The sequence below is a fragment of the Polynucleobacter sp. es-EL-1 genome (genome assembly GCF_018687975.1).
Classification (GTDB): Bacteria; Pseudomonadota; Gammaproteobacteria; order Burkholderiales; family Burkholderiaceae; genus Polynucleobacter.
Map to the genome: position 1 here is coordinate 1,248,093 of NZ_CP061310.1, position 13,053 is coordinate 1,261,145.

The 13,053-nt window shown below is 45.7% G+C and carries 15 protein-coding genes and 1 tRNA gene; 5 read left to right on the top strand and 11 right to left on the bottom strand.

From position 1 onward, the window contains the following. Positions 1–16 precede the first annotated feature (16 nt). From dapD to prmB, 3 genes are read left to right on the top strand one after another with little or no spacing between them, the layout of a single operon-like run. Positions 17–844 (top strand): 2,3,4,5-tetrahydropyridine-2,6-dicarboxylate N-succinyltransferase, encoded by an 828-nt coding sequence (gene dapD / locus FD974_RS06375; protein WP_215363526.1) that lies wholly within the window; start codon positions 17–19, stop codon positions 842–844. A 16-nt stretch (positions 845–860) separates the two neighbouring features. Beyond that, positions 861–2,012 carry a succinyl-diaminopimelate desuccinylase gene (gene dapE / locus FD974_RS06380; protein WP_215363528.1) on the top strand — a complete coding sequence of 384 codons (1,152 nt, stop codon included), beginning with the start codon at positions 861–863 and terminating at the stop codon, positions 2,010–2,012. Positions 2,013–2,028: 16 nt separating this feature from the next. Next, positions 2,029–2,931: a 50S ribosomal protein L3 N(5)-glutamine methyltransferase gene (gene prmB / locus FD974_RS06385; RefSeq protein WP_215363530.1), complete on the top strand. Its 903-nt coding sequence runs from the start codon at positions 2,029–2,031 to the stop codon at positions 2,929–2,931. A gap of 2 nt (positions 2,932–2,933) precedes the next feature. Here prmB and radA read toward each other — a convergent pair whose 3' ends face one another. From radA to FD974_RS06400, 3 genes are read right to left on the bottom strand one after another with little or no spacing between them, the layout of a single operon-like run. Next, entirely contained in the window at positions 2,934–4,301 is a 1,368-nt protein-coding gene (gene radA / locus FD974_RS06390; protein ID WP_215363532.1) for a DNA repair protein RadA, read from the bottom strand. 4 nt (positions 4,302–4,305) lie between these two features. Continuing rightward, entirely contained in the window at positions 4,306–4,815 is a 510-nt protein-coding gene (locus FD974_RS06395) for a hypothetical protein (protein WP_215363534.1), read from the bottom strand. Continuing rightward, a complete protein-coding gene (locus tag FD974_RS06400) occupies positions 4,812–6,656 on the bottom strand; it encodes a potassium transporter Kup (RefSeq protein ID WP_251374686.1) in 1,845 nt (614 codons plus the stop codon). Before FD974_RS06400 ends, FD974_RS06395 begins: the two co-directional genes overlap by 4 nt. Positions 6,657–6,906: 250 nt before the next feature. On the opposite strand from FD974_RS06400, the gene FD974_RS06405 reads away from it, so the two are divergent. Then, a tRNA-Met gene (locus FD974_RS06405) sits at positions 6,907–6,983 on the top strand. 241 nt (positions 6,984–7,224) lie between these two features. Here FD974_RS06405 and FD974_RS06410 read toward each other — a convergent pair. The 8 genes from FD974_RS06410 to FD974_RS06445 form a co-directional block, all read right to left on the bottom strand. Next, the gene (locus FD974_RS06410) at positions 7,225–8,316 is read right to left on the bottom strand and encodes a hypothetical protein (protein ID WP_215363539.1); all 1,092 of its coding nucleotides are present in this window, start codon (positions 8,314–8,316) and stop codon (positions 7,225–7,227) included. Continuing rightward, positions 8,313–9,077, bottom strand: coding sequence for a hypothetical protein (locus tag FD974_RS06415; protein ID WP_215363541.1), 765 nt, complete (start codon positions 9,075–9,077; stop codon positions 8,313–8,315). The genes FD974_RS06410 and FD974_RS06415 overlap by 4 nt, the downstream gene beginning before the upstream one ends. Before the next feature lie 83 nt (positions 9,078–9,160). Beyond that, a complete protein-coding gene (locus tag FD974_RS06420) occupies positions 9,161–9,349 on the bottom strand; it encodes a hypothetical protein (RefSeq protein WP_215363543.1) in 189 nt (62 codons plus the stop codon). A gap of 36 nt (positions 9,350–9,385) precedes the next feature. Next, positions 9,386–9,580 carry a GIY-YIG nuclease family protein gene (locus FD974_RS06425; RefSeq protein WP_215363545.1) on the bottom strand — a complete coding sequence of 65 codons (195 nt, stop codon included), beginning with the start codon at positions 9,578–9,580 and terminating at the stop codon, positions 9,386–9,388. Positions 9,581–9,721: 141 nt separating this feature from the next. Further along, positions 9,722–9,937: a DUF4156 domain-containing protein gene (locus FD974_RS06430; protein ID WP_215363548.1), complete on the bottom strand. Its 216-nt coding sequence runs from the start codon at positions 9,935–9,937 to the stop codon at positions 9,722–9,724. Positions 9,938–9,972: 35 nt separating this feature from the next. Next, positions 9,973–10,179 carry a cytochrome c3 family protein gene (locus tag FD974_RS06435; RefSeq protein WP_215363550.1) on the bottom strand — a complete coding sequence of 69 codons (207 nt, stop codon included), beginning with the start codon at positions 10,177–10,179 and terminating at the stop codon, positions 9,973–9,975. Between the two features lie 85 nt (positions 10,180–10,264). Continuing rightward, positions 10,265–10,801, bottom strand: coding sequence for a hypothetical protein (locus tag FD974_RS06440; RefSeq protein WP_215363553.1), 537 nt, complete (start codon positions 10,799–10,801; stop codon positions 10,265–10,267). Between the two features lie 179 nt (positions 10,802–10,980). Continuing rightward, on the bottom strand, positions 10,981–11,268 hold the full coding sequence (locus tag FD974_RS06445; RefSeq protein ID WP_215363556.1) for a hypothetical protein: 288 nt from the start codon (positions 11,266–11,268) through the stop codon (positions 10,981–10,983). A gap of 257 nt (positions 11,269–11,525) precedes the next feature. Here FD974_RS06445 and FD974_RS06450 point away from each other — a divergent pair, with 257 nt between their 5' ends. Then, positions 11,526–13,052, top strand: a complete 1,527-nt coding sequence (locus FD974_RS06450) for an HAD-IB family phosphatase (protein ID WP_215363558.1) — start codon at positions 11,526–11,528, stop codon at positions 13,050–13,052. Position 13,053: the final 1 nt, after the last annotated feature.

The following is a 13,053-nucleotide window of genomic DNA, read 5'->3' on the forward strand; positions in this document are numbered from 1 at the left end:
TAGTTAACTAAAAAGCATGAGCAAATCACCACAAAGCATCATTGAACAAGCCTGGGAAAACCGCGCAAACCTGTCTCCAGAGGCCGTTTCTGGGGAAATTCGCAATGCCGTGAACGCCGTCCTAGAGGGCCTTAACACTGGGAGCATTCGCGTGGCTGAACGCCGTAGCGTGGGTAAGTGGGAGGTAAACCAATGGGTGAAAAAGGCCGTTTTGCTCTCTTTCCGCCTCGAAGATAACAAACCCATGGGCGCTGGTGGCTATACCCAGTTTTACGACAAGGTGCCTAGCAAGTTTGAAAACTACACTGCAGAAGACTTTGCCAATGGCGGTTTCCGTGTGGTTCCGCCTGCAATGGCACGTCGTGGCTCATTTATCGGTAAAAACGCGGTTTTAATGCCCTCTTACGTCAATATTGGCGCCTATGTAGGTGAAGGCACCATGGTTGATACCTGGGCAACTGTCGGCTCTTGTGCTCAGATTGGGAAAAACGTGCATCTTTCTGGCGGCGTTGGTATTGGCGGTGTTTTAGAGCCAATTCAGGCTGGACCGGTCATTATTGAAGATAACTGCTTTATCGGGGCTCGCTCTGAGGTTGTTGAAGGCGTGGTTATTGAAGAAAACGCTGTGCTCTCCATGGGCGTCTATATCGGCCAAAGTACCAAGATCTATGATCGCGAAACCGGTGAAATCCATTACGGTCGCGTTCCTGCCGGTTCAGTGGTTGTTCCCGGCTCACTTCCCTCTGCTTGCGGCAAGTACAGCCTCTATGCTGCCGTGATTGTGAAGAAGGTAGACGCGCAGACTCGGGCAAAGACTGCCATCAACGAACTTTTACGCGATTAAGCCCTAGAGCCAAATCATGAGCGCCGCCCTTGAGTTAACTGAAGCCCTGATCGCTTGTCGTTCAGTTACCCCAGCCGATGGGGGTTGCCAGGAACTGATTGCAAAACGATTACAAGCTATTGGCTTTCACACTGAGAGTGTAGTCAGTGGTCCTGACAATTTTCAGGTAACAAATTTGTGGGCAATCAAAAAAGGGAGCGCTGGAGACGAGGGTAAGGTGCTGATGTTTGCTGGCCATACCGATGTCGTTCCTACGGGCCCACTTGAAAAATGGGAGAGCGACCCTTTTACGCCAACCATTCGCGATGGCATGCTGTATGGTCGCGGTGCGGCAGATATGAAGACCTCTCTGGCGGGTTTTGTAGTGGCCACAGAAGAATTTGTCATTACACACCCCAATCACAAGGGCTCAATTGCTTTTTTAATTACCAGTGATGAAGAAGGGCCAGCGAATGATGGCACAGTCATCATGTGTGATCGACTGCAAAAGCATGGCCAGCGTTTGGACTACTGTGTGATTGGCGAACCAACCTCAGTAGATCAATTGGGCGACATGATTAAGAATGGTCGTCGCGGCTCTCTCTCTGGAAAGCTACGCGTCAAAGGCATCCAGGCGCATATTGCTTACCCGCATCTTGGCGAGAATCCTATTCACCTCTCGGCACCAGCCATTCAGGCCTTAGTGGATACCGAATGGGATCAAGGCAATGAATATTTCCAGCCAACCAGTTTTCAGATTTCCAATATTCATGCTGGCACAGGCGCAAACAATGTTATTCCTGGTGAATTAACGATTGATTTCAACTTCCGCTTCTCTACCGAGAGCACCCCAGAAAGCCTGCGCAGTCGCCTAGAGCAAATCTTGACTGCCGCTGGTCTGCAATTTGAAATTGATTGGGTACTGGGTGGCAGCCCCTTTATTACAGGTGATGGCGCTCTTGCCGGCGCCCTACGTAAAGCCATCAAATCAGAAACCAAACTCAATACCGAACTATCAACCACTGGTGGTACTAGTGACGGTCGCTTCATTGCCAAGATTTGCAAAGAGGTTGTCGAATTTGGTCCCCTAAATGCGACTAGCCATAAGATTAATGAGTGCGTCATTATTGACGATGTTGTCCCACTCAAAAACATCTATCGCAAAACACTTGAGCAACTCGTTGCTTAATCATTAGCCTAAATCCATGGATCCTGAGCCTGCGCAATCCCTTACCCTTGATCAATGTATTGATCAAATAACGCAACAACTTGAATCCGCTGATTTGTTTTATGGCCATGGTGCAATTGATGCGCGCAGCGAGGCTTTGTGGATTGTCAGCAAGCAATGCAATCTCAGCCCAGCAGAGGCCTTAGATCATTTAGATCAAATCCTACATGCAGATCAAATTTCTGCTGCTCAAGAAGTTGCGCATTCACGTATCACTACCCGCAAGCCCCTGGCCTATATTCTGGGAGAGGCTTGGTTAATGGGTGTGCCCTTTTACGCTAGCGAGCAGAGTATTGTTCCTCGCTCCTGGATAGCTGAGCTCATTGTGGATGGGTCTCTTGAACCTTGGCTACCTGCAGATGGAAAAGCCTTAGATCTTTGTACGGGCAATGGCTCCTTAGCTATTTTGCTCGCCTTAGCCTGCCCGGATATTCATGTCAGCGCTTCCGATATTAGTCTGCCTGCCTTAGCAGTAGCCTCTAGAAATCTTGACCGTCATGGTTTGAGTACACAGGTGGAATTATTTGAAGGAGATTTATGGGAAGCATTGCCTGAACCCCATGATGACAATCTCTTTGATCTGATCATTTGCAACCCTCCTTACGTGAACTCTACTTCGATGAGCGCGCTTCCTGTTGAATACCATGCAGAACCCGCATTAGCGTTGGCTGGTGGTGACGATGGTATGGATTTGATTCGAAAAATTATTGCTGGTGCACCTGACTACTTATCTGAGCGTGGGGCACTTCTCATTGAGATTGGCAACGAATATGAGAACTTTAAAAATGCCTTCCCACAAATTCCTGTGATTTGGATGGAAGTATCAGCTGGGGATGAGCAAGTGTTACTCATACAAGCAGAAGATTTACGTCAACTATAAATTTATTGACTTAGTTCTGCTGCTGCCGCAATAGCTTGATCAATGCGTTCTACGGGTATCACCGTTAAGCCAGCAATCTTGGTCTTGGGCATATTGGCCTTCGGAATAATGGCTACAGTAAAGCCTAGCTTAGCCGCTTCTTTCAAGCGCTCCTGACCTCGTGGGCAGGGACGAATCTCACCTGCCAAGCCTACTTCACCAAAAACAATCAACTCTTTTGGCAATGCTTTATTCCGAATCGAAGACTGGATAGCCAATAAGACTGCCAAGTCTGCTGCAGGCTCAGAGATTTTGACCCCGCCAACCGCATTTAAAAAGACATCTTGATCAAAACAAGCTACGCCTGCATGACGATGCAACACTGCTAAGAGCATTGCTAGGCGGGCTTGCTCAAGGCCTACCGCCAATCGTCTTGGATTCGGAATATGCGCCGTATCTACCAATGCTTGAATTTCTACCAGCAAAGGGCGACTGCCCTCTTGTGTTACCAATACGCAAGCACCGGGAACCATTTCTGCATGTTGCGACAGAAAAATCGCAGAAGGATTGGCAACGCCTCGCAAACCTTTTTCTGTCATGGCAAAAACACCCAACTCATTGACAGCACCAAAACGGTTTTTAATTGAACGTACCAATCTAAAGGAAGAGTGGGTATCTCCCTCAAAATACAGGACAGTATCGACAATATGTTCTAGAACGCGGGGACCAGCTAAGTGACCGTCTTTGGTTACATGGCCCACCATCAACACGCAAATGCCGCTGGACTTGGCTGCTCGCGTTAACTGCGCAGCACATTCTCGCACCTGCGCAACAGAACCAGGCGCTGAACTGAGGACTTCTGAGTACAAAGTTTGAATCGAATCAACCACTAATACCTGCGGCTTTACGGTGTCCATAATGGACAAAAGCTTTTCTAATTGAATCTCTGCTAACACTTCAAGCCGAGGAGCATCTAAAGCAATGCGTTTAGCGCGCAGGGCAATCTGCGCAGCAGACTCTTCGCCACTGCTATAGAGGACATTCATGCCCGAAGCACTCATTTCAGCAAGTGCTTGCAGTAGCAGTGTAGATTTACCAATCCCCGGGTCACCACCTAAAAGCACTACGCCACCAGGTACAAGGCCACCCCCTAAGACGCGATCAAACTCTTCAACTCCAGTGCTAAATCTCGGCAGATCCTCGGCAGAAATAGCTGATAGTTTTTGCCTTGGCAGGGATTGCGCCAAGCCCTGAAAGCGCGTATTGGAGCTGACCTCAGGCAAGCCTTCTTCGAGCGTATTCCAAGCTTGGCATGAAGGGCACTGGCCCTGCCATTTTGCAGAGGTACCGCCGCAAGATTGACAAATATAGATTGTTTTAATTTTGGCCAAAGTATTAATCGAGCTGAGTGCCCGCTTTATTTTCTTGAGCGCGTTTAGGCGCATCTTTACGACGTTCTTCTAAGTCTGCCGCTCGAGCTGCAGCAGCTTTTTGCTTTTCTTCAAATTCTTTTTGATTAGCCGCACGCTCAGCAGCCTTTTCAGCGGATGCGCGTTCTGCAATCTTCTTGGCATCGCGCTGATCTTTGAGACTGGAACGCAATTTACGCTGAACTTCATGCAATTCAACCTCTTGAGCACGAATAGGATCAATCTCTCTTCGATACTCGGCACGGGATTCGCTAAGGCAACGATTCACCCAATACTTTTGATAACACTCTGAATTGGTTTTTTCCCAGCGGTACTTTGCCCAATCACGTTGCACCTCAAGCTCCCGCTCAATTTGATTGAGCTGCTCCAGCTCCGCCTCTTCTGCCGGCGTCGCCATAGACAAACAAGACAATGTACTCAGCAGGAATAAAAGACCTAAAGAGCTAGCCGCAGAAAAAGAAAAAGGCTTTCTCAAATCTCTACCTTTGCCCCAAGCTCAACCAATCGATTGGCAGGGATTCTAAAGAAGTCCGATTGACGCGCAGCATTTTGATACATCCAGCAAAACAAACGCTCACGCCAAATAGCCATACCCGGAATAGCTGAGGGAATAATCGTATCGCGCGATAGGAAGAAAGAGGTATTCATGAGATCAAACTTCATGCCAAAGGTTTTTTCAATGAGATGAATGATAGTGCCCATATCTGGTGTCTCTTTAAAACCATATACCGCACGAACCACATGGATATTACCGCCCAAGTCTTTCATGGTGATGCGATCTTCGTCATTGATATAAGGCACATCCCAAATGCTCACCTTCAAAAAGAACACTCGCTCATGAAGCACATGATTGTGCTTTAAGTTGTGCAGGAAAGAAACGGGCAAGTAATCTACGTGGGCTGTTAGGAAAACTGCTGTACCTTCAACCCGATGGGGTGGATGCTTGAGTAATGACTCAATAAAACTACCCAATTGAATACCTTCATCCATCGCACGCTTGCGCAAAATTTGACGGCCTCTGAACCAGGTAATCAAGCAGGTAAAGCAAAGCAATCCGAGTGCTAGCGGGTACCAACCACCATCTTTAATCTTAATAAGCGTTGCAGTCCAGAAAGCTAAATCGACTATAAAAAAGGCAGCGGTAATGGCGCTGACTAAAAAAATATTCATCTTCCATTCGCGGAACATGACTACTGCTAACAGAATAGTGGTGATCAGCATAGTGGATGTCACTGAAATACCATATGCAGCAGCTAAGTTTACGGACTCCCTAAATTCAATGATGGTTACCACTACCATAAATAATAGGGTCCAATTAACAATCGGAATATAAATCTGACCTTGCTCTGAGTCCGAAGTATGCAAGATATTCATCCGCGGCATAAAGCCTAATAAGATCGCCTGGCTAACCAAAGAGTATGCCCCTGAAATCACCGCTTGAGAGGCAATGACAGTTGCTGCCGTAGCTAAACCCACCATAGGCCAAAGAGCCCAGTCAGGGACCATTAAGTAGAACGGGTTCTTGATGGCCTCAGGATTGGATAGCAGTAGCGCGCCTTGACCTAAATAGTTAATGAGCAAACTCGGCAGAACAATGAACAACCATGCGTAGCGAATAGGTGATTTACCAAAGTGGCCCATATCTAAATAAAGTGCTTCGACACCAGTTACTACCAAGACTACTGCACCCATCACAATATAAGCAGTCGTAGGATGATCAATCACAAAACGAATAGCGTACATTGGGTTAAAAGCAGCAATGATCTCAGGAGCTTGACCAATGTTGACTGCACCCAGGATTGCAAGACTAAAGAACCAAATTAAGGTGATTGGTCCAAATAATTTACCAACCGTTGCCGTGCCATACTTTTGAATGAGAAATAAGGCTAATAAGATAGCCAAGGAAATTGGAATAATAAATTGGTGAAGTGCAGGAGCAGCGATTTCTATACCCTCTACAGCTGATAAAACCGAAATTGCGGGCGTGATCACCGACTCACCCAGGAGCATGCAAGCTCCCAACATACCAATAATCATAAAAAAGAAGTGGCTTTTAGACTTACCATCAAAAGAGCGCAAAGCCAATGCCATGAGCGAGAGAACGCCGCCCTCGCCTCTATTGTCGGCACGCATCACAAAGGAGATGTATTTCACAGTCACCACCAAGATCAGCGCCCAAATCATCATTGCGATGACCCCAAATAGAGCTTCTGGAGAATAGGCGATGCCATGCTCAGCATCAAAGCATTCTTTGAGGGCATAAAGCGGGCTTGTACCAATATCACCAAAGACCACACCAATTGCCGCCAGCATCATGACGCCAAGACTCTTCTTTTGCTCGCCCTCTGGTCCGTGAACCTCAACGGGATTAAGCAGCGTGGAACTTGAAAATTCTGGATTACTAATAGACATCTCAAAACCTTAAGTGATGTTGCATGGCAATATGTTACTCCTTATGCAGCCTGCCTTCGGAGCCTCATTCTCCCCAAAAAGGCCTTTTTTCAAGTGAAATTAAAGGTTTAACTCGACAGGACGGGGTAAAAAATGGTAGAATTTCAGCTTCAGACGCGGGGTGGAGCAGTCTGGCAGCTCGTCGGGCTCATAACCCGAAGGTCGTAGGTTCAAATCCTGCCCCCGCAACCAAACAAGTAGAAGGCTTCTAAGGCGATTATGTCTTTGAAGCCTTTTTGCTTTTCAAGTCTATGTATTGGCTATGTATTGAATTTAAGTCAATATTTCTCTTTTTAAGCCTTCGATGTCTTGCTTCAAACTCCAAGACTTCTTTAAATAAAGCAAACTCTTATTCTTTAGCCTTTTGCCTTTGTATTGCTTATTTGCCAGTAAAAAATTTGCTTTCAACCAAGAGACATTCAAGGTAATTCTATTATTGGTCTATCAATGGAGATACAAATATTTTTAATTGATTTTCTATCTGCGGATTAGCTCCAACATCGTCATTTTTCAAAGGCGTCGGCCCTACTCCTCTGGGTAGTGGTGTTGCAAGACCAGTAGCACCAACACTGGTTGGACCTTTTGCATCATTGCCAGGCATTGGAGGCATTGGTGTTGAAACACCAGTAGCAGCAACATTACCACCAATAGAACCACCACCAGCCAGAGCCAGAGCCTTCTGAGCAGCCTCATTCTGAGCCTGAGGCTGAGCCTGAGCCCGTTGCTTGACGGGTGAAGGTGAAGGTGTAGGTGGAGGTGGAGTTGGAGTTGGAGGTGGATTGCAAGCATCCATTCCACATGACTCCCGTGTCTCACCATTAGGGCCAGTAACGGTAATAACGCCAGTAAGACTATTTTGGCTCGCTGTCAAGCCGACATTACCGCCATTTTCACCGCTACCGAGAAGAGCACCAACACTATTTGGAGCTTTTGCATCATTCGCAGGTAGTGGTATTGCTTCACGAGGCATTTCAGCTCTGACTGTTGGAGGTGGCACACCAACAGACGGTATTGTGTTGTACAGAATCACTAATTCGCTCGCTACAATCGCAGCAGCCATTCGCTCCGTCTCATTCTTAGTCTGCCTTTCACTCTTAGTCTCAGCCCTAGCCTGCGCTCCGCTTTGACTAGCACCAACACTAGTTGGACTTTTTACATCATTGGCAGGTAATGGACCCACTCCGTTGTACATGGTCACCGAAGGAACTGGCAGCGCGATAATTTGACTGACGGATGGCTGTGCAGTTACACCGGTACAGTTTCCACCCGATGCATTACATCCAGTTGGTGGCCCATTACCACCACTCACGGAAGGCTGTGGACCACCAATGAATTGTGGCTCCTGTCTTTGAATTCCCGGTTGAGGCATAGAAGGTGCCGATTCACGAGGAGTGTCGGCTCTAACTGTTGGAGGAGTCACACCTACTTCGTTACGAAGTCCTGGTCCAGGTTGCGCATAAACAGATGTTGCCAACAAGCCCAACGTGGCGACCAGCCCCAGCACTAGTGGGAGTTTTTGCATCATATATGCGGAACCAATCTCATAACCATATCGTTATAGTCAATGTCAACACCAACACTATTTGGACCTTTTACATTATTGGCAGGCGATGGGGGCATTGGTGTTGTAACACCAGTAGCACCAACACTAGTTGGACCTTTTGCATCATCGGCAGGCATTGGAGGCGTTGGTGTTCTAACACCAGTAGCACCAACAGTAGTTGGAGTTACTGGTGCAGCAACATATATTACCTCCTCAAGTTTTCCCCCCAATGCTGGGTGGCTCGGCGGGTACCCACTCCAGCTAGGGACATCAACGTCGCCTGTGTAATACGGCGCTAATTTTTCCTGAGCATTAGTCTGAGCATCAGACTTTCTATACTGAGCATTAGATTGAGCCTGGGCCTTCCTATCCTGAACTACAGCCTCAACCTGAGCCTGCGTTGCGCTTTGACTAGCACCAACAGGAGTTGGAGCCCTTACAACATTCGCAGGCAATGGACCTACACCGTTGTACATAGTGACCGAAGGCTTTGGTGTTGCACCATTTCCGCCATTACCCATTATCAAGCCACCATTTCCGCCGTTACCGCCAGTACCACCAGTAGCTCCTACAGCAGGCTGTGGTGCTGGTCTTTGCATTGCTGGTTGAGGCATAGATGGGGTTGCTTGACGAGACACTTCAGGTCTATTCGCTGATGGTGATGCACCAGCAGGCATTGATGGTTGAGCATAAGCGGATGTTGCTATTAGGCTCAATGCCGAGATTAAGAGTTTTGTTTTCATTTTTTCCTGTAATTACCTTATCTTATCAAGTTATTCCCAGTGAAAAAAATTGACTTACCCTTAAGAGGCTTTCAAGGGTTGAATTAGGCTTCTTTTCGAAATCCTTCAGGGATACCTGCCAGCATTGAAACTTTTGTTGCACCATCAGAAAGTTTTAAAACCGCATCCATAGCCTTCTGAACCTCCTCAGGCTTCATGGCTATGATTTCCACACCGCCCATGAATGGTATATCAGCATATTTAGTGTTTTTCCAAAACATACTTTCTGCCACATACACATTCTGAACCGAGTAAACCTCATGCACCTCTCATAGTTCTCCAGTTTCATGAACTACCTTCCCAGCAGGCTTTTTAAAGTCGGTGTTGTGTTGCTTCAATCGAATATTGACAGTTCGAGTGGTGACACCAATTTTGAATAGGTGTTCATCATCCCCTACACCATAGTCTGAAAAGGTGCGACATGGATGGCCGAGGATGTATAGAAAGCCGTCTTGCTTCTTCATCGCCAATTTAAAGAGTTAAGGTCTTCTTAATTCTTGCAGGCAAAAAGCATTCCCAGTTGCCGTAACACTTACTTGGGTGCCGCTATTAAGACCTGTGCTATTTGAAAAGATATATAAGGCATTGCCCCCCATAGCAGCCGCCTAATTCTTCAAATCATTAAGCGCCCCAGCCTGAAGATTTGCATTGGATGTGTAATAACCTGTAAAGAAATTACCCTGACCGCCTGTGACATCACCTAGATGCTTGCAATCAGAGGCTGGAGGCGAAGTTAGTAATTTGACTCGCCGGGCATCAGACTTCAATTCTGTTGCAGCAGAACCAGCAAGTATCAATCCTAAAATTGAAGGGATAAGCAATTTATTTATTTCTTTGTAAGCAATGTCATGGCAACTCAATTAAATCGGTCTACATCTTTGCCAGAGGCATGCAAGCCCTTTCCGCATAGTGGGCAGACAATGCCATCCCAATCCTTCAATGAATCAGACTCGTGGCATTGGGTGCAATTTAAGCGCTCACTCAGACCCAATGCGTTTGGAACGGTATACGTGGCAACGGAATGGCACTTCTGGCAAAACTTAACGACATGGGTACAGTACACATCCCTCTCCTTACCAAAGGAGCTGATGCAATTAAACCCACAAGCTCGACAGGTAAAACGGTATCTAGCAGTCATGGCAAGGGATTTATTTATTTAAGACATCAAGAAATTGGGTCTTAAATTGGTTCATTAATAATGAACGCTCTTGATTGGCAACCCCGATCGTAATTTTTTTATAGATTAAATCGTCATATACCCGATCAATCTTTGCAAAGTAATTTTGATAAACCTTACGCAGCGCTGGATTCTGAATTTTCTTTGCGATCTGCCTACATTTTTGGGTTTCTCGCTTGAACTTGGCCAGCAAAACAGCTTCATCTGCAGTTAATTTATTAGGCGATGAATATAAAAATTTTGAGCTTGGATTGGCGGGGTCTAAGGCAAAAATAGTGCCATCCACAGATTGAGCAGTTTTACCCTCATTGACTTTCTGAACACACTGAGCAATTTCATTTTGAATATCGTCTCTTGGCAGTGGCGCAGGAGCAGTCTTTGAGGTCTTACTGGGTGGCTTAGGCTGACTACTTGCTATATTTGACTGCGCAGAAGGACTTTCATTGCTCGCACAAGCGCCTAATAAAAAAACTGCAGAAATAGAAGCGATTAATAATAATTTTTTCATTTTTACCCAAATATCCTAAGCAAATAACTTCATTCGTGAAGCAATTTGCTAATTAGTAATAGCTCTTGTAAGCCCGAATAAGAAATACAAGAGTCCTCAGTACAGAATGACCATGCATATACATGGCCTATATCGCCATGGCCAAATGTGGCTAAACCACAATGGCGGTCTCGAGGGAATTAGGCTTTGGGTGGCTTGTAGGGACAGTCCGCTATATCGCCGAGGATAAGTCTATCCTCGGCAAGTCTATAAGCAGATCGAAAATCTGAAGGAATGGGAAGATCTAAGGATGCGCTCCCTACATTTCCCGTAACGTGTGACATCAAAAATAATGTGTACACAGGCTCTTCATCACTTGCTACTTCAGCTGTTGATAAAGACTTTGCACCTAATTCAATATCAGTGCATGTGTAAGAATGAAGGCAGGCACGCTCTACCGCGCTCTGAATAAAAATATTTCCTGCCATTACCTTAAAGGTAACAATGAAAATGCAAATAGCAAGGATCAAATTTTTCTTGTTGAAGAACATTGCGACAATTTTATACTTTTTGATATATATGCAATTTCATGATGCAAAAAATCTATTTTCAGTCGACTATGGATGAATAAATTATAAAAAATCATAGACTTAGAGCGTTGAATCAGGCTCATTGCCATAAATCGACAGAAGATCAGCATTCGCTAGGTATACTTTCACTTCAGATATCTCCACAGGAGAACAGCATGAAAGTTTTTCTAATGCGTCTATGGAGAAAATTAAATTATTTTCTTCGCACGCAATCCCAATTTGCAGTTCAGTCCAGCAAAGAGATTTTGCGCAAACAGGAAGTATCTATCCAAAGTAGCGCCCCACTTCCAGAGCTTTGTAGCGTGATCATCCCGGCACTCAATGAAGAGAAGGCTATTGAATCAGTCATCCACTACGCACAAAAGGACACATTCACCGGGGAGGTGATTGTGATTGATGACAGCTCAATTGATGCTACCGCTCAAATAGCCCGCTCAGCTGGAGCACAGGTATTTACCAGCTCAATGCTGGGTAAGGGCGCCTCCATGCAAGATGGAATAGAAGTTGCCAATAATGAGTATGTCGTATTTTTAGATGGCGATCTTTCTGGCTTAGAAGAAAATATTATCAGCAAGATGATTGCTCCACTCATCGCAGATGAAGCTGATTTTGTGAAAGCAAAATTTGGCAGAGGCGGCGGGCGAGTCACCGAATTAACTGCCAAGCCAATGCTCAAGGTATTTTTTCCGGAGTTAGCTGGAATTTCACAACCGCTGGGTGGAATCATTGCCGCCAGAGCCTCCTTACTAAAAAAACTGACCTTTGAATCAGGCTATGGAGTAGATATTGGATTGCTAATTGATGCCCATTTAAAAGGTGCGCGTATTTGCGAAGTAGATATTGGCTCTTTAGAGCATGACAGCCAGCCTTTGGTTGATCTGACCACAATGGCTAATGAAGTTGCCCGTGTGATCCACCACTACTCTCGTCATGCCGGCAGACTGCATGTGGAGCAAATTTCTGAAATGTATGAGGAACAAAGGCTGGCATCTGCCTCATTTGATTACATTATCAACCGTCGTAAAGATCGGCGTAAGGTTGTCCTGCTAGATATGGATGGGACCATTACACCCAATCGATTTATTAAGGATCTAGCAGCCTTTACCCATACAGAAGAAACTTTAGATGCCCTGCTCGACGTCTCACAAAATGATGCTGCTACGCGCAGCCAGCAGATTGCAGAAATATTTAAATTTACCCATCGCACTCAATTTGAAAAAGTAGCAATGAATATGCCGATTAAGCCAGGCGTCATTGAATTTGTAAATCAAATGAAACGTAATGGCTTTATGGTTGGACTGATATCAGATAGCTATTTCATTGCCGCAGAAATCATGCGCAAAAGAATTTTTGCCGATTTTGCGATTGCTCACACCCTCAAATTTAGAAACGATATCTGCAGTGGGGAGCTCAATCTAAATAAAGACTTTTACCCCGATCGTAGTCACGGCAATTTACAACCTTGCAAAAGCAATGTAATTAAACGCTTTCTCTCCAAAACCAATAAACCCAGTTTTGTTGAAGTTTGGGCTATTGGAGACCATTTAAATGATCTCGATATGTTGTTACTGGCCGATAAAGCCTTTGTCATTGATCCGAAGTCTCCAGAGCTGCTCAAGCATAAGCACATTAAAAACATCGCCTCTTTTGAAGATTTGTTTCAGGTGGATGCAGTAACTTAAC